This window comes from Nostocoides vanveenii (assembly GCF_039531165.1).
In the GTDB taxonomy this organism is placed as follows: Bacteria; Actinomycetota; Actinomycetes; order Actinomycetales; family Dermatophilaceae; genus Nostocoides_A; species Nostocoides_A vanveenii.
This window is the reverse complement of record NZ_BAAAPN010000035.1, coordinates 21113-37131: the sequence shown is the minus strand read 5'-3', so window position 1 is coordinate 37131 and position 16019 is coordinate 21113. Positions and strand designations below refer to the sequence as shown.

General features: G+C 69.6%; 13 protein-coding genes. 9 read left to right on the top strand and 4 right to left on the bottom strand.

Annotation, left to right across the window (positions count from 1 at the left end; all coding sequences use genetic code 11):
- The 8 genes from ABD209_RS07285 (at position 1) to bar (ending at position 11003) form a co-directional block, all read left to right on the top strand.
- On the top strand, positions 1 to 678 hold the full coding sequence (locus ABD209_RS07285) for an SRPBCC family protein (RefSeq protein ID WP_344064176.1): 678 nt from the start codon (positions 1 to 3) through the stop codon (positions 676 to 678).
- Entirely contained in the window at positions 593 to 1579 is a 987-nt protein-coding gene (locus tag ABD209_RS07280) for a carbon-nitrogen hydrolase family protein (RefSeq protein ID WP_425564605.1), read from the top strand. Before ABD209_RS07285 ends, ABD209_RS07280 begins: the two co-directional genes overlap by 86 nt.
- Before the next feature lie 96 nt (positions 1580 to 1675).
- Positions 1676 to 3823, top strand: coding sequence for a hydantoinase/oxoprolinase family protein (locus tag ABD209_RS07275; RefSeq protein WP_344064170.1), 2148 nt, complete (start codon positions 1676 to 1678; stop codon positions 3821 to 3823).
- The gene (locus ABD209_RS07270) at positions 3820 to 5799 is read left to right on the top strand and encodes a hydantoinase B/oxoprolinase family protein (RefSeq protein ID WP_344064167.1); all 1980 of its coding nucleotides are present in this window, start codon (positions 3820 to 3822) and stop codon (positions 5797 to 5799) included. The genes ABD209_RS07275 and ABD209_RS07270 overlap by 4 nt, the downstream gene beginning before the upstream one ends.
- 298 nt (positions 5800 to 6097) lie before the next feature.
- Complete coding sequence (locus ABD209_RS07265; RefSeq protein ID WP_344064164.1) at positions 6098 to 7267, top strand: CaiB/BaiF CoA transferase family protein; 1170 nt, start codon at positions 6098 to 6100, stop codon at positions 7265 to 7267.
- Complete coding sequence (locus tag ABD209_RS07260) at positions 7260 to 8780, top strand: carboxyl transferase domain-containing protein (protein WP_344064161.1); 1521 nt, start codon at positions 7260 to 7262, stop codon at positions 8778 to 8780. The genes ABD209_RS07265 and ABD209_RS07260 overlap by 8 nt, the downstream gene beginning before the upstream one ends.
- A gap of 109 nt (positions 8781 to 8889) precedes the next feature.
- Positions 8890 to 9831, top strand: coding sequence for a carbamate kinase (locus ABD209_RS07255; protein ID WP_344064158.1), 942 nt, complete (start codon positions 8890 to 8892; stop codon positions 9829 to 9831).
- A 35-nt stretch (positions 9832 to 9866) separates the two neighbouring features.
- Positions 9867 to 11003, top strand: a complete 1137-nt coding sequence (gene bar / locus ABD209_RS07250) for a barbiturase (protein ID WP_344064155.1) — start codon at positions 9867 to 9869, stop codon at positions 11001 to 11003.
- A 227-nt stretch (positions 11004 to 11230) separates the two neighbouring features.
- On the opposite strand, the gene ABD209_RS07245 is transcribed toward bar, so the two are convergent.
- The 3 genes from ABD209_RS07245 to ABD209_RS07235 all read right to left on the bottom strand — a co-directional run bounded on the left by ABD209_RS07245 (position 11231) and on the right by ABD209_RS07235 (position 14620).
- Entirely contained in the window at positions 11231 to 12403 is a 1173-nt protein-coding gene (locus tag ABD209_RS07245; protein ID WP_344064152.1) for an ATP-binding protein, read from the bottom strand.
- Positions 12404 to 12592: 189 nt separating this feature from the next.
- Entirely contained in the window at positions 12593 to 13675 is a 1083-nt protein-coding gene (locus ABD209_RS07240; protein WP_324386101.1) for a DNA polymerase domain-containing protein, read from the bottom strand.
- A 9-nt stretch (positions 13676 to 13684) separates the two neighbouring features.
- Positions 13685 to 14620: a LysR family transcriptional regulator ArgP gene (locus tag ABD209_RS07235; RefSeq protein WP_344064149.1), complete on the bottom strand. Its 936-nt coding sequence runs from the start codon at positions 14618 to 14620 to the stop codon at positions 13685 to 13687.
- Positions 14621 to 14690: 70 nt separating this feature from the next.
- On the opposite strand from ABD209_RS07235, the gene ABD209_RS07230 reads away from it, so the two are divergent.
- Positions 14691 to 15353: a LysE/ArgO family amino acid transporter gene (locus ABD209_RS07230; protein ID WP_344064146.1), complete on the top strand. Its 663-nt coding sequence runs from the start codon at positions 14691 to 14693 to the stop codon at positions 15351 to 15353.
- Between the two features lie 51 nt (positions 15354 to 15404).
- Here the strand turns inward: ABD209_RS07230 and ABD209_RS07225 are convergent, their stop codons facing one another.
- Positions 15405 to 16013, bottom strand: coding sequence for a response regulator (locus ABD209_RS07225; protein WP_344064143.1), 609 nt, complete (start codon positions 16011 to 16013; stop codon positions 15405 to 15407).
- Positions 16014 to 16019: the final 6 nt, after the last annotated feature.

Genomic DNA, 16019 nt, shown 5'->3' with positions numbered 1-16019 from the left:
ATGAAGATTTCCGGTGCGCACACCCTCAACGCGCCCGTCGACAAGGTGTGGGCGGCCTTCATGGACCCGGCCGTGCTCGCCCGCGTCCTGCCGGGGTGCGAGACCCTCACCGAGACCGGGCCGGACGTCTATGCCATGCGGGTGACCGCAGGTGTCGCCGCTGTTAGGGGGACGTATGACGGCACGGTCGCGATCTCGGACAAGGTCGAGCCCGGTTCGTTCATGATGAAGGCCCAAGGAGCCGGTGGGCCGGGCACCATCGCGGCGGATGTGGCCGTGCGCCTGGCGCCGTCCGCGTCCGGCGGGACCGATCTGACCTATGACGCCGACGCCATCGTCGGCGGGATGATCGGCGGGGTCGGGCAGCGCATGCTCACGGGTGTCACCAAGAAGATGGCCGGCGAGTTCTTCAAGGCGGTCGACGACGACATCGCGGGTGTCCGCGAGGCCGCGAAGGTGCCCGTCGGGGTGGGGGCGTCGCCGGCCGCGGGGGGTGCCGTGTCCGGCGCGGCGGGTGCGGCGGGCGCGGGGGGCGAGGGGGCGGCATACGTCAATCGGCCGGCGGGTGGTGGTGGAACTGCCTTGGGCGACAATGGGTTTGCGCTCGGGGTTGCGGTTGGCGGCCTCGTCGCGCTGGCCGGTGTCGCGCTCGGCGCAGCCATCCGCGGGCTGCGGTGACGCGATGAGAGCCTTCACCGCTGCCGCCGTCCAGATCGCACCCGTCCCCGGGCCGCTCACGCCGGAGTCGATCACCGCGAATCTCGCCAAATGCGTCGCGTTCACGCGTGATTGCGCGGCGGCGACGGGGGCCGAACTGGTCGTGCTGCCGGAGTCGGCGACGACCGGTTTCACCCCTGACTGCAGCACCGAGGCGCTGTGGGACCTGGTCACTGACCTGCCCGGCCCGATGATCGAGCCGCTCCAGGCGGTCGCGCGCGAGTTGGGCGTCGTCGTGTGCGTGGGGACCTATGAACGCGGCCCCGAGCGCGGGGTCGTCTACAACTCTTCGGTGCTGATCGACCGCGACGGATCGCTGCTCGGTGTCTATCGCAAGACGCACCCGTTCTGCTCCGAGATCGTCACCGGCGGGGGGTGGGTCACTCCCGGCGACACCGTCGCGGTGTGTGACACCGACCTCGGCCGGATCGGGATGATCATCTGTTTCGACGGCGACTATCCGGAGTTGTCGCGGATCCAGGCCGTGCAGGGGGCAGAGGTCATCTGCCGGCCGTCCGCGCTCCTACGCTCGGCGGACATCTGGGAGTTGACCTCGCGGGCGCGGGCCTATGACAACCACGTCTATCTGATCGGTGCCAATGCGGTCGGGGCAGACCCGGCGGGCGTGCTCTACTTCGGCAACTCGCACATCGTCACCCCGATCGGGCACATCGTCGCCAAGGCGGCGACCCACGAGGGCTGGGTCAGCGCCCGGCTGGACCCGGCGGAGGCAATGGCCTCGCTGACGCCGGGGTCCAACATCAGGCAGGCCTTCGATCACCTGCGTGACCGCAATCTCGACCTGATCGCCAAGCACCTCGCCGATCTGACCGCANCGCCCCCGGCCACTCAAGGGGCCTGAATCGGCCTCTCGACGGGCAACCTTGCCCAGGAGCGCGGGACTGGTTGGCAATCAGTGCCAAGGCGAGGGGCGGCATACGGCCGGTTGAATCGTGCCGTGACTCAAACGGCGCAGCGACGCATCCGGATCGGGATCGACACCGGCGGGACGTTCACCGATGTGGTGGCCCTCGACGAGGTCAGCGGCGAGCTGGTGACCACCAAGACCCCCAGCACGCCGGGCAACCCGGCGGACGGCTTCATCGCCGGGATCGAAAAGATCCTCGGTCTGATGGGCGCGAGCGGCGAGGACATCACCGCCGTCTCGCACGGGACCACGGTCGCCACCAACAAGCTGCTCGAAGGCAAGGTCGAGGCGCTTGGCTTCATCACCACCGAGGGCTACGAGTTCATGCTCGAGATCGCCCGGCAGTCGGTGCCCGATGGCTACGGCAACTCCTACTTCTGGGTCAAGCCCGATCGCATCGTCCCGGCCGACCGCGTGCGCACGGTCGGCGGGCGCATGGACTTCGAGGGCAACGAGGTGCGGGCCTTCGACGAGGCCGGTGCCATTGCGGCGGCCCGCTGGTTCAAGGACCAGGGCATCACCACCCTCGGCGTCTGCTTCCTGCATTCCTATGCCAACGACGCCCACGAGCTGGCCATGCGCGACATCCTGCGCCGTGAGCACCCCGAGGCCGTCGTCTCGATCTCCTCCGAGGTGCTGCGCGAGTATCGCGAGTACGAGCGATCGATGACCACGCTGGTCGACGCCGCCGTCAAACCCAATGTCTCGCGTTATGTCACCAATATCAGCTCGCGCTTGCGCCCGATGTGGGAGCAGCAGGACGAGCGAAGCGAATTCGACGATGTTGGCAGGGTGCACGGGGGGGCGACTCCGACCCGTGGCTTCTATGTCATGAAGTCCAATGGCGGCGTGCTCTCGGCCGACGAGGTCGTCCACCAGCCCATCACCACCGTCTTGTCGGGCCCGGCAGCCGGCGCGCTCGGTGCGGCGCTCATCGCCAAGGTCGCCGGCTTCCCCAAGATCCTGACCTGTGACGGTGGCGGCACGAGCACCGATGTGTCCGTCGTCCTCGACGGCGAGCCGACGCTGACGACCGAGGGCAGCGTCGGGGCCTACCCGAGCAAGATCCCGATGATCGACGTCGTCACCGTCGGCGCGGGTGGCGGCTCGATCGCCTGGATCTCGCCGGGAGGCGCGCTCAAGGTCGGCCCGCAGAGCGCGGGCGCCGACCCAGGGCCGCTGTGCTACGCCAAGGGCGGCACCGAGCCGACCATCACCGACGCCCACGTCACCCTCGGTCGCATCCCTCCGCACCTGCTCGGCGGTGAGATCCCGCTCGACGTGGACGCCGCCCGCCGCGGCATTCACGGCCTCGCCGAGCGACTGGGTCTCGACTTCGAGCGTTGTGCCACAGGCATTCTCGAGATCTCGGCCTGGAACCAGGCCAATGCCCTGCGCCAGGTCAGCGTCAAGCGCGGCCTCGACGTCCGCGACTTCATGCTCACCACCTTCGGCGGCTCGGGCTCGCTGCTCGCGTGCCGCCTCGTCGACATCCTCGACCTGGCCGGCGTCGTTGTCCCCCCGAACCCCGGCAATGTCAGCGCCTTCGGCCTGCTCACCGTGGACGTCAAGAACGACTACGTTCAAACCCACGTCCGCAAGCAGTCGGCGCTCGACTTCCCCGAGATCCAGGCAATCCTCGACGACCTGACCGCCAAGGCGGCCACCGCCCTTAAGAAGGAGGGCTTCGCGCAGGCCGATCACCGCTTCCAGCGCACCATTGACGTGCGGTATGTCGGCCAGGCCTTCGAGGTGCGCGTCCCCGCGCCCGAGGGTGCCGTCGACCAGACGTATGCCGCGCACCTCGCGGATGCCTTCCACGCCGCGCACCGGCAGCTCTACGGCTACGACTTCCGCGACGACCCGACGCAGCAGGTCGAGTGGGTCAACCTCCGCGTCACTGGCATCGGCCCGATCACCCGGCCGAAGATCCAGCGAATGCCGGCCCCGGGCCGATGGACGTTGACCGAACCTTCCTACCGGGAGGTGTGCTTCGATGCCGACGAAGGCTATCGGCGCACGCCTATCGTCCAACGCTCCGATCTCGTTGCGGGCGCGCAGCTTTCCGGTCCGGTGATCATCGAGGAGTTCGGCTCGACGATTCCGGTCCACCCCGGATTCGATGTGCGCGTTGACGATTTCGGCAATCTGGTGATCGCGAAGGAGACCGCCCGATGAGCACCACTGTCGAGAAGGCCTATGTCACGGCCAGGCCGGTCAATCCGGCGGGGCTGCCCACGGCATACGAGCACGGCGGCCGCCTGACCGCGGAGGGGACCACGGTCGATCCGATCCTTGTCGAGATCGTCCAGGGGACACTCGCCAGCGTCGAGATGGAGGTCGAGACGGCGATCGGGCGCACCAGCCGAAGCCCGATGATCCGCGACGCCCATGACTTCCGCGCCGGCATCCACGACCGGCAGTTGCGCAAGCTGACGGGCCGCTCCTACAGCGCACTCGTCCACCCGGTCGCGCGGGACTTCCCGCTGGCCGAGATGGCCGAAGGTGATGTCTTCTTCCACAACGACGTCTACGAGTCCGAGGGCGGCATCGGGCACCTGCCCGACCTCTGCGTCACGGTGCCGGTTTTCCACGACGGTGAGGTCGTCGCCTTCGTCCAGGCCTTTGGGCATCACGACGACATCGGCGGCGGCTGCCCCGGCTCGATGCCGAGCGGCGCGACGAGCGTCTATGAGGAAGGCCTCGCGGTCCCGCCGATCAAGCTGTGGGACAAGGGCGTTCCCAACAAGGCCGCGCTGCGGATCATGACCCGCAACTCCCGGATGCCCGACTCGCTCGCCGCCGATCTCGACGCCGAGTGCTCCGCCTGCCTGATGGGCGCGCGGCGCCTGTCCGAGCTTTTCGCACGCTACGGCCGCGACCACATCGAGGCTGCCTTCGACGCCATCCTCGACGCGACGACCGAGACCTACCGGCGCGAGATCCTCGCGAAGATCCCCGACGGCACCTACGTCTGGGAGGACTATGCCGAGCACGACGGCGTCGACGCACCCATGCTGCATACGCAACGCATCACGCTCACCAAAGTCAGCGATGCGCTGGCGGACCCGGAGAACGGGCGGCCCGCCGGACCGCGGCTGATCATCGACTTCACCGGGACCGCGCCGCAGGCCAAGGGACCGATCAACCACTGCGGCGACTATGTCGGCGGCAACTTCCTGAAGAAGTGGCTGGCGCCCATCCTGCGCAATCTCGCCGACACCCCCGAGCGCATGGCCGAGCTCGACGTCAACGAGGGCATCGTGCCGCTGATTGAGATGCGCTTCCCCGAGAAGGGCACGCTGCTCACGCCGATCCACCCCGGCCCGACCAATGCCCGCACCTTCGTGATCCTGCGATTGCTCGGGGTGCTCGCCGGCGTGGTCGCCAAGGCGGTCGACGGACGGATGCCCGCGGACCAGGAGACGATCCGCTACACCGGCGTCTACGGGCACGACCGCGACGGCAATGACTACCTCATGCGCGAGGTCCTCGGCGGCGGCTCGGGCGGGCGCTATTACGCCGACGGCGAGGACACCATCCACGTCGTGCCCGACTCGCGCAACCTGCCGACCGAGTTCACCGAGGGCCGCTTCCCCTTCCTGGTCGAACGTCTCGGGCTCGCTGTCGATTCGGGTGGCGCCGGACGCTACCGGGGTGGGTTGGGCTATGAGAAGCACATCCGGATGCTCAAGGACGCCCACTTCATGTCGATCGCCGACCGCTCGATCCTGGCCTGTTGGGGCTTGAAGGGCGGCAAGGCGGGGGCGCCCTTCCACGTCACCATCGACCCGGGTGGCCCCGAGGAGCGCGATGTCGACGCCCTCGCCGATGCCGAGCCGATCCGCGCGGGCCAGGTCGTGCGCATCCGGACCACCGGTGGCGGTGGCTGGGGGGACCCCCTCGACCGGCCGTATGAGGAGGTCGAGCGCGATCTGCGCTGGGGCAAGGTTTCTGTTGACGGGGCCCGAACGGCATACGGCGCGGTGGCGCGGCTGGACGGCGACGGTGTGCACATCGACGCCGCGGCAAGCGATGCCCTGCGTGCCGAAATCCGTTCCGCCCGAGGCGAAGAGCCATTCTTCGACCGGGGCCCGGGCTATGCCCGGCTCGCCGGGGACGGGACGAACGCCAACGAGTTCGACTGGATCTGAGCCCTACGTCCGGTCGCCCGCTCCCTGCCGAGAAGGGCAACGTTCGGTGACGCTTGCATAGCTGGTCGACGCGTGCGGGGATATATCCGCACGCGGCGTGGGCATCAGAACGCTGCCATTCTCGAGGGGGGCCGGCGCGCTGCGGCCGGGCGTCCAGCCTGGGCCTGGGTGGGCCCGGGCTGGGGCGTCAGCAAATGCTGCCAGGAGTGGCTGGGGTGGGTTGTCCCACAGTGCCACGGGGTGGCCGCGCCGGCGCCCTAGTCTGCTGTAGCACGGACCCAAGCAGAGGAGCCCTTCGGTGACCGGACCCCTGGACGGCATCATCGTCATCGATCTTTCCCGCGCCCTGGCCGGACCGCAGGCCGGCATGATGCTCGGCGACCTGGGTGCACGCGTCATCAAGGTCGAGTCTGCGGGCGGCGACGACACCCGCGGTTGGGGGCCCCCATTCGTCGGACCCGATCACGACATCTCGACCTACTTCCTGGCCGCGAATCGCAACAAGGAGTCGATCGTCCTCGACCTGAAATCGGACGACGGACGTGACATCCTCACCCGGCTCGTCGAGCGCGCCGACGTGCTCATCGAGAACTTCCGGCCCGGCGCCATGGACCGCCTCGGCTTCGGCAATAGTCACCTCCACGAACTCAACCCGCGGCTGATCGTGTTGTCCATCAGCGGATTCGGGCACGACGGACCCGAGGGCGGCCGGGCCGGATACGACCAGATCGCGCAGGGCGAAGCCGGCCTGATGTCGGTCACCGGATCCGGACCCGAGGATCCCCAGCGCGTCGGTGTCCCCATCGGCGACCTCCTCTCGGGCATGAACGGCGCCTTCGGCGTCGTCGCCGCCCTGTATGACCGCGAGCGCACCGGCCGCGGCCGCGTCGTGCGGACCAGCTTGCTCGCGTCCGTCATCGGCGCCCATGCCATGCACGGGACCAACTACCTCGTCGGCGGCAAAGTCGGTCGGGCGCAAGGCAATCACCATCCCTCGATCGCGCCCTACGGCCTCTTCCACGCCGCCGACGGCCCTGTCCAGATCGCCTGCGCGGCCGAGAGCCTCTGGAGCAAGTTCGCGACCACCTTCGACATCGATCCGGCCGCCGAGGGCATGGCGACCAACCGTGAGCGGGTGGAAAACCGGGACGCGGTGGTGGCGGCGGTGAACGCCGCCCTCGCGGTGCATACCGCGGCCGAGGTGCTCGCACGCTGCGCCGCTGCCGGAGTGCCGGCCGGCAAAGTCCGCAGCATCGAGGAGGTCTATCAGTGGGATCAGGTCGCCAGCCAGCACCTCCTCATGACGGTCGACCACCCGGTGCTCGGCGAGATCACCATCCCCGGATCGCCCCTTCGCTTCGGCGACAACGACTTCTCCGGTGGGCGCGAGACACACCTGCCCCCGCCGGGTCTCGGTGAGCATTCGGACGCGCTCCGGGAGTGGCTTAACGGACCGGCCGATGGCTGAGCCGCGCACCCGGCTCGGGGCCCGCGAACTCTTTGACGCCGTGCTCGACCCGGGCAGCTTCGTCTCGTGGGACGGCGCGGTGCACGCGGTCACCGAACCGAACAGCACGTATGCCGTCGAACTCGCCGAAGCCGCGCAGCGAGCCGGCACCGACGAGTCCATCATCACCGGCGAGGGCCGGATCGGGGGACGTCGAGTTGCGTTGATAGCCGGGGAGTTTCGCTTCCTCGCGGGGTCGATCGGTCGCACCAGCGCCGAACGCATCGTTCTTGCCTTCGAGCGGGCGACCCGCGAGGGGCTGCCGCTCTTCGCCGGCCCCGCCTCGGGTGGCACGCGGATGCAAGAAGGTACGCCGGCTTTTGCCACGATGGTCAAGATCACCGCAGCCGTCTCTGCCTTCAAGGCGGCCAAGCTGCCCTACATCACCTACCTGCGGCATCCGACGACCGGCGGTGTGTTCGCGTCCTGGGGCTCGCTCGGCCATGTCACCGTCGCCGAGCCCGGCGCCACGATCGGCTTCCTCGGGGCGCGCGTCTACGAGGCGCTCTACGGTCAGTCGTTTCCCGACGGCGTCCAGACCGCGGAGAACCTCTATGCCAACGGCCTGCTCGACGCGATCCTGCCCGTCGACGAACTCACCGCCACCGCAGAGCGCTTCCTCGACCTCGTGCTCGCTCCTCGCGTCGGATCGGCGATCCCCGAGAGCGAGCCGACGCCCTGGCCCGACATCCCGGCCTGGGAATCCATCGTCCGCACCCGCCGCCCCGAGCGACCCGGTGTGCGCGAACTGCTCAAGCTCGGCGCGAGCGATGTCATCCCGCTGCACGGCACGGGCGCGGGGGAGTGGGATCGCTCGCTCTTCCTCGCGCTCGCGCGCTTCGGCGGTATGCCGTGTGTCGTCCTCGGCCAGGACCGCCGGCATACCCCGGGCCCGGGTGGCGCACTGGAGACCGCCGATAAACCATTGTCCCCCAGCGGATTGCGCGTCGCCCGACGCGGGATGAAGCTCGCCACCGAGCTGGATCTGCCGCTCGTCTCGGTCATCGACACCTCAGGCGCTGCCTTGTCCAGGGCGGCCGAGGAGGGCGGTCTCGCCGGCGAGATCGCCCGCTGCCTGGCCGAGTTGGTGGCGCACGCCGAGCCGACCCTGTGCGTGCTCCTGGGGCAGGGCACGGGCGGAGGCGCCATCGCCTTGATGCCCGCCGACCGGGTCATTGCGGCGCAACACTCGTGGCTTTCGCCGCTGCCTCCCGAAGGAGCGAGCGCGATTCTCTATCGCACGACGGAGCACGCCCCGCACATCGCCGCCCAACAACGAATCCGTTCGATCGACCTGCTCGCCGACGGCATCGTCGACCGGGTCGTGGCGGAGCACCCCGATGCCGCCGACGAGCCGGCGGAGTTCTGCCGGCGGATGGCCCAGGCGATCGCCGGCGAGTTGACTCGGCTGACGCAGATGCGGGCCGCCTCGCGGCTGGCCGCTCGCCACGACCGCTACCGCCGGCTCGGGTGAACAGGCCGGTCCGGGCTGGGGGCATTGCGCGAATCTGCCAACGGATGCCGCACCCCTGGGCAGGTGCTGCCAACGCCGCCACGGCGCCCGGATTTCTAGGCTCGGGGACATGAAGATCCTGATCGCGCTCGGCGGCAACGCCATGACCGGCCCGGACGGCAGCGCCACGCCGGCCGCGCAGCGCGACGCCATCAGGGTCGCCATGTGCCACGTCGCAGAGGTGCTCGCGCGTGGGCACGAGGTCGTCCTCACCCATGGCAATGGTCCGCAAGTCGGCAACCTGCTCGTCAAGAACGAACTCGCCGCGAGCGTCGTCCCTCCGGTCACCCTCGACTGGTGCGGCGCGCAGACGCAGGGCACGATCGGCTTCACCATCCTCGATGCGCTCGAGACTCAGCTGGGCGCCCGCGGACTGCAGCACCCGGCCGCCGCGCTCGTCTCGCGCACGTTGGTCGACCCCGCCGACCCCGGCTTCGCTCGGCCCACCAAGCCCGTCGGCCGCTACTTGCCGTATGCCGATGCCTTGGTCCTCATCGATCACGGCCAGGTCTGGGAGGACCGCGGCGAGAAGGGGTGGCGTCGTGTGGTCGCTTCACCCGAGCCGGTCGAGGTGCTCGAGACGCCGACCATCCGCACCTTGCTGGCCGCCGGCTATCTCGTCGTCGCGGCGGGCGGCGGCGGCATCCCGGTCGTGCGCAACTCCGAGGGCGTTTTGCAGGGCGTGGAAGCCGTCATCGATAAGGACCTCACCGCTGCCGTTCTCGCCGGCGCGCTGGGCGCCGACGTCCTGGTCATCGCCACCGATGTCGAGAACGCCATGGTCGGCTGGGGCACGCCGGAGCAGCGTGCACTCGGTGCGGTCAGCCTCGCCGAGATGCGGGCGTATGCCCAGGCCGGCGAGTTCGCCAGCGGCTCGATGGGGCCCAAGGTCGAGGCCGCCATGCGGTTCGTCACGGCCGGCGGAGAGCGCAGTATCGTCACCTCACTCGAACGCATCGCCGACGCGGTGGAGGCGACCGACGGCAGTGTCGGCACCGTCATACGGAAGTGAAATCGGTTCTTTCCCAATGAGAAAGGTGCACGCACGTGCCTGAGCCCATCGAAGTTCGCAAGGTTCCGATCCACTCGGTCGCTGACGCCTCGGAGTTGCAGAAGCTCATCGACGACGGCGTCATGGACCCCAGCCGGGTCATCGCGATCATCGGCAAGACCGAGGGCAATGGCGGTGTCAACGACTACACGCGCATCATCGCCGACCGGGCCTTCCGTGAGGTGCTGATGAAGAATGGCGCGCCCGAGGAGCAGGTCAAGGGCGTCCCGATCGTGTGGTCCGGCGGCACCGACGGCGTGATCAGCCCGCACGCCACGATCTTCGCCACTGTGCCCGCCGACCAGGCCGAGGCGTCCGACGACCTGCGGCTGACCGTCGGCTTCGCGATGAGCGAGCCGATCGCGCCGGAGGAGATCGGGTATGTCGGCATGGTCGACAAGGTCGCCGACGCCGTGCTCGTCGCGATGGAGCGGGCCGGGATCACCGACCCCGCTGATGTGCATTACGTCCAGACCAAGACGCCGCTGCTGACGATCCACACCATCCGCGACGCGAAGTCGCGCGGCCACCGCGTCTGGACCGAGCACACCCACGAGTCGATGGATCTCTCCAATGGATGCACCGCTCTCGGCATCGCCAAGGCGCTGGGTGAAGCCACAGGCATCGTCGACGCCGACGTCATGCACAACCGGGACAAGTACTCCTCGGTGGCCTCCTGTTCCTCCGGTGTCGAACTGGACCAGGCGCAGGTCGTCGTGGTCGGCAACGCCAAGGGCATCGGTGGGCGCTACCGGATCGGGCACTCGGTGATGCGCGACGCCCTCGACGCCGATGGCATCTGGTCGGCGATCAAGGACGCCGGGCTCGAGTTGCCCGAGCGGCCGCACTCCAGCGACATCGACGGCCGGCTGGTCAACGTCTTCCTCAAGTGCGAGACCTCGACCGACGGCACCGTCCACGGTCGACGCAACGCCATGCTCGACGACTCCGACGTGCACTGGCACCGCCAGATCAAGAGCGCTGTCGGCGGCGTCACCGCATCGGTCACCGGCGACCCGGCGGTCTTCGTCTCGGTGTCGGCGGCGCACCAGGGCCCGGACGGTGGCGGCCCGGTCGCCGCGATCGTCGACCTCGGCGCGGGCGAGCCCACGGGCTACCGCTGGACGCGCTGACGCAACCTGCGCCCTGAACCGGCCCCGCCCACGCAGAGCGTGGGACCCAGACGACCCTGAACCGGCCACGCCCACGCAGAGCGTGGGACCCAGACGACCCTGAACCGGCCACGCCCACGCAGAGCGTGGGACCCAGACGACCGTGAACCGGCCCCGCCCACGCGGAGCGTGGGACCCAGACGGGGCTGAACCGGCCTCTCGACGGAAGACGCGGGGACCCGGTCGGGTCAGCCGGCCTGGAACTCCCGGATCCACGCGCCCATGCCCGGGAGGGTGAAGCGCAGGCGCCCGCGCCCCGCGGCCTCGATCACGCCCCGGTCGATCAGGCGCGCCCGCGGCACGCTGATGGCCCGGGACTCGCGGCCCATGGTGGTGGCGATGTGGTCGCGCGGGACGATCTCGTCGGCATACTCAGCCATCGCCGAGAGGAAGGCCTGCTCCAGCTCGGACGCCGAATCCCACCGGGCGCGGCACATCGCGGCGAGCTGGCCGCGCATGCCGTCGGAGCCGGCGTCGACGTCATCGAGTTCGAGCACGTCGCCGGCTTCCGGCCCCGCGGCCTGCCAGGTCGAGTCCCCGACCAGTTGCAGCAGGTAGGGGTTGCCGTCGGCGATGGCGAGTCCGGCGTCGAGGGCGGCGCGCGCCCAGCCGACTGACGCCGCGCCCGCCGGCTCCTCCAGAACCCGGCGCGAGTCGGCCTCGTCGAAGCGTTCCAGCCCGATGAACTCGCTGCGCTCGCCGAAGGTCGCCGCCCGCATGATCATCTCGGGCGTGGACGGCAGGCCGGCCGTCATAACAGCCAGTGGATTCTCGGCGCGCCGGCCCGCGAGATTCTGCAGGACGTTGAGTAGGACGCCGAGCTCGGCATAGGGCGCAGCATGCAGCTCGTCGATCAAGACGAGTAGGCCCGCGCCTCCGCGTGCTCGCACGGCCACCGCGGCCTCGTGCAGCACCCGCTCCATCCCGCCGATCGCCGCCGGTGGTGGCTCGGCTCCGGCCGGGGCTGTCGCGAACTCGGTCGACAGAGACACACCGAAGATCGCGAACTCGACGGCGATCGACTCCAGCACACGCTTGGTCGACCGGTCGTCGAGCACCTCGGCCTCGACCAGCGCGCGGCGCACCGAACTCGCCAGCTCGGTGAGCATCGGGCTGCCCTTGGCGCAGGCCACCCAGGCGGTGACGAAGCCCAGTTCCCGCGCGCGGTCCTCGGTGTCGCGCAGCAAGGAGGTCTTGCCCAAACCCCGTGGGGCGTGCAGCACGACGGGTGGGCCGGCCAGCTCACCGAAGGTCGCGACCCGGGCGAGCAGGTCACCCATCCGGGTGCGCTCGCGCACCCGGCCGACGAGGACGTGGGGGAGCGCGCCGGGGGTGAAGGGGCTGGGGATCGGCACAGGCATACCTCAGGGATAGTTCGTTATACAAGGTGCGGGTATAACACCGCTTCCGGACGACCACCACTGTCCCACCGGCCACCGACAACCCGCCACTCGGTGCGCTCCCAACGCCGCGTCCTCGTCCTCGCGTCCTTGCCCTGGCGCCCCCGCGACCTCGCGGCCTCGGCCCCGCTAACGCGGAACCGGCGCGAGTCAGTCGGCCAGGCGATTGCCGTCGGCATCCCAGTGTGCGGCGACCTTCTTGCTCGGCTGCACGCGCGGCGGCTCGCCGGGCATCTTCGGGTAGTCCGGCGGGAAGGGCATCTCGCCGAGTCCGGACTCCTCATACAGGCGCAGCAGCGGCTCGATCGAGAACGCCTCGTCATCGATCGCGGCCCAGGGATCGCCGTCCACGAGCCGCTCGGGAACCGTGAACAGGTTGAAGGCCGACGGGTCCCGCAAACCCGCCAACTCCTCCCAGGTCACCGGCGTCGAGACCGGCGCGCCCGGCAGCGGGCGCAACGAATAGGCCGACGCGATCGTCCGGTCACGGCAGTTCTGGTTGAAGTCGACAAAGATCCGCGCCCCCCGCTCCTCCTTCCACCAGGCGGTGGTCACGCCGGAGTCGCGCGCCTCCAGCGCGCGCCCGAAACCGATGGCGGCGTGCCGGACGTCGAGGAACTCCCAGTCCGGCCGGATGCGCACAAAGATGTGTACGCCGCGATTACCGCTTGTCTTCACGAAGCCCCGGATCCCCAAATCCGACAACAACTCTCGGGCCACGCCAGCCACGCGCACAGCGTCGCCGAAGGTCGTCCCGGGCTGCGGATCGAGATCGATGCGCAGCTCGTCCGGCCGGTCGACGTCGGCGCACCGAACCGGCCAGGGATGGAAGGTCAGTGTCCCCATGTGCGCGCACCACACCGGCACAGCGATCTCGGTGGGGCACACCTCGCGCGCCGTGCGCCCGGACGGAAAGGTAATCTCGCACGACTGCAGATAGTCCGGCGCCCCAGTCGGCACCCGCTTCTGGTAGAACGCGTCGGCCTGCTCGCCCGGCCGGCCAGTTCCCAGCTTCATCCCGGGCAGCACGCCCTTGGTCCAGCGTTCCAGGGCGGTCGGCCGGCCACGCAGTGCCCGCATCAAGCCGTCGTCGACCGACGCGAAATACTTCGCGACCATCACCTTGGTGACCTCCGCCGTGGTCTCGGTCGCGGGGTAGATGACGCGCTCGGGAGAAGACACGCGCACGGCGCGGTCGCCCGCGATCACCTCGGCGGCAGTCGGCTTGGCCATGACCCCAACCTAGGCCCTCGTCGCTGGACCCCACCCGCGGACGCCGTGCGACGCCGTGGGCCGTAAGTGCACGTCGGCTGCGGCGAGGACCACCTCGGTCAGGGCGCGCAGGGGCGGCGAGTCCAGCGGCCATACCTGCCAAAACAGCGGCACGTCCATCGGCCGATCGGGCGCGAGCGCCACGACCGTGCCGCGCGCCATTTCACCCTCCGCCTGAAGCTCCGGGACCATCCCCCACCCCATGCCCAGCCGTATGCCGTTCAGGAAGTCCGCCGTCGAGGGCAGGAAATGCGTTGGTGGCGTGAGGGATTCGCCAGTCACCTGCTGGATGAACCGGTGCTGAAGCGTGTCCTTGCGGTTGAAGACGATCAGGGGCGCGTCGGCCACCGCCGCGTCGGTCAGGCCGTCGGGCAGCGCGGCGGCGGCGAAGTCGGGGGAGGCCACCGCGAGATAGCGCATCGACCCCAGCGGGGTGACCGCGCACCCGGCGACGGGCCGATCGATCGATGTCACCGCCGCGAGCACGGACTCGGAGGTGAACAGCTCATACGTCCGGTCCTGGTCGTCGATGTGCACATCGAAGACCGCTCGTTGTCGCGCGGGCATCCGCGCGAGCGCGGGGAGTAACCACGTTGCGAGCGAGTCGGCGTTGACGGCGATGGGCAGGCGGGCGGAGCCCGCGCCGCCCCCCAGCCCGAGGTCGTATGCCGTGTCGTCGGCCAGCCGTGTCGTGGTGCGGGCGAGCCGGAGCACCGCGGCTCCGGGGCCGGTCACCCGCACGGGTTTGGTCCGGGTGATCAGCACCCGGCCGACGCTCGTCTCCAGCGCCTTGATCCGTTGGCTGACCGCGGACGGGGTGACGCCCAGCGCCGCGGACGCGGCGTCGAAGGTGCCCTCGTCCACGACGGCGGCGAGCGTGCGCAGCTGATCCAGGGACGCTTCCATACAGCAATGCTAATGATTCATAAGTAATCGGCGTTGGTGCTGATGATGGCACCGCGCCTACCGTCACCTCATGGAATCCCCCTGGACCGCGGCATTGACCGGCCTGCTCACCGGTGCGGCCTTGATCATCGCCATCGGCGCGCAGAACGCCTATGTACTTCGGCAGGGCATCAAGCGCGAGCATGTGCTGCCAATCGTCGCGATCTGTGCGGTCTCGGATGCCGTCCTGATCGTGGCCGGTGTGGCGGGGGTGGGGGCCCTGGTCACGGCGGCGCCCACGCTGCTGACCGTGGTTCGGATCATCGGGGCGGCCTTCCTGATCGGCTATGGATTGCTGGCAGCGCGCCGGGCCCGCCGGGCCGACCACCTGGAAGCGGCGACCGGCGGCGGGCCGACGGCCCTGCGGACGGCGCTGCTGACCACTCTGGCCTTCACCTGGCTCAATCCGCACGTCTATCTGGACACGCTCGTCTTCCTCGGCTCGGTGGGCGCGACCCAGGGAGCGTGGCGCTGGTGGTTCGCCGTGGGTGCGGTGACTGCCTCGCTTATGTGGTTCACGGGGCTCGGTTTCGGTGCCCGCCTGCTCGCTCCCATCTTCGCCCGGGCGAGCGCGTGGCGAGCCCTGGACGCGCTCATCGCCGTGGTGATGATCGGGCTCGGGCTGACGCTGGCCTTCGGTTCGAGTCCCGTGGAGAGCGCGCAGGCGCTCACGTCCGCCAATGGAGGCGGCTGAGGTACGACCGTCGATGCCTACTGGTGGGGACCGTGACGCGGCGCAGTGGCGTCAGAGCCAGCCGTTCTCCTGGGCGACTCGAGCGGCGTCGGCGCGATTGCGGGCATTCGTCTTGCCGATGACATTGGACAGGTGATTGCGCACCGTTCCTTCCGAAAGGTGCACGGCCGCAGCGATATCGGTGATCGACCCGCCGTCCAGGACAGCCCGCAGCACGTCCGCCTCCCGCGCCGTCAGCGGTGAATCGCCGGCGATCAGCGAGTCCATCGCCAGCGCCGGGTCCACCACGCGCATTCCGGTATGAACGCGCCGCACGGCGTCGGCGAGCAGCCGCGCCGGGGTGTCCTTGACGACAAATCCGCAGGCACCGGCCTGTAGGGCCCGCCGCAAGTAGCCCGGGCGGCCGTAGGTGGTCACGATCAGCACCCGTGCGGTCGACCCGCTGGCACGCAGCGCCGCGGTCGCCTCGATACCGTCCATCCCGGGCATGTCGACATCCATCAGCACGACATCGGGTGTCACCGACGCCGCCAGGGCGATCGCTTCGGTCGCCGAGGACGCCTCGCCGACGACCGTGAGGTCGATCTCGAGGTCGAGCAGCGCGGCAAGGGCGCCCCGGACCAGCGCCTGGTCGTCGACCAGGACAACGCGAATGGCCATCGCCAC

What these genes read in the sequence shown, in the direction of transcription:
- ABD209_RS07285 (WP_344064176.1), top strand. Translation starts at nt 1, where the DNA reads ATGAAGATTTCCGGTGCGCACACCCTCAACGCGCCCGTCGACAAGGTG.
- ABD209_RS07270 (WP_344064167.1), top strand. Translation starts at nt 3,820, where the DNA reads ATGAGCACCACTGTCGAGAAGGCCTATGTCACGGCCAGGCCGGTCAAT.
- ABD209_RS07260 (WP_344064161.1), top strand. Translation starts at nt 7,260, where the DNA reads ATGGCTGAGCCGCGCACCCGGCTCGGGGCCCGCGAACTCTTTGACGCC.
- ABD209_RS07255 (WP_344064158.1), top strand. Translation starts at nt 8,890, where the DNA reads ATGAAGATCCTGATCGCGCTCGGCGGCAACGCCATGACCGGCCCGGAC.
- ABD209_RS07245 (WP_344064152.1), bottom strand. Translation starts at nt 12,403, where the DNA reads ATGCCTGTGCCGATCCCCAGCCCCTTCACCCCCGGCGCGCTCCCCCAC.
- ABD209_RS07240 (WP_324386101.1), bottom strand. Translation starts at nt 13,675, where the DNA reads ATGGCCAAGCCGACTGCCGCCGAGGTGATCGCGGGCGACCGCGCCGTG.
- ABD209_RS07235 (WP_344064149.1), bottom strand. Translation starts at nt 14,620, where the DNA reads ATGGAAGCGTCCCTGGATCAGCTGCGCACGCTCGCCGCCGTCGTGGAC.
- ABD209_RS07230 (WP_344064146.1), top strand. Translation starts at nt 14,691, where the DNA reads ATGGAATCCCCCTGGACCGCGGCATTGACCGGCCTGCTCACCGGTGCG.
- ABD209_RS07225 (WP_344064143.1), bottom strand. Translation starts at nt 16,013, where the DNA reads ATGGCCATTCGCGTTGTCCTGGTCGACGACCAGGCGCTGGTCCGGGGC.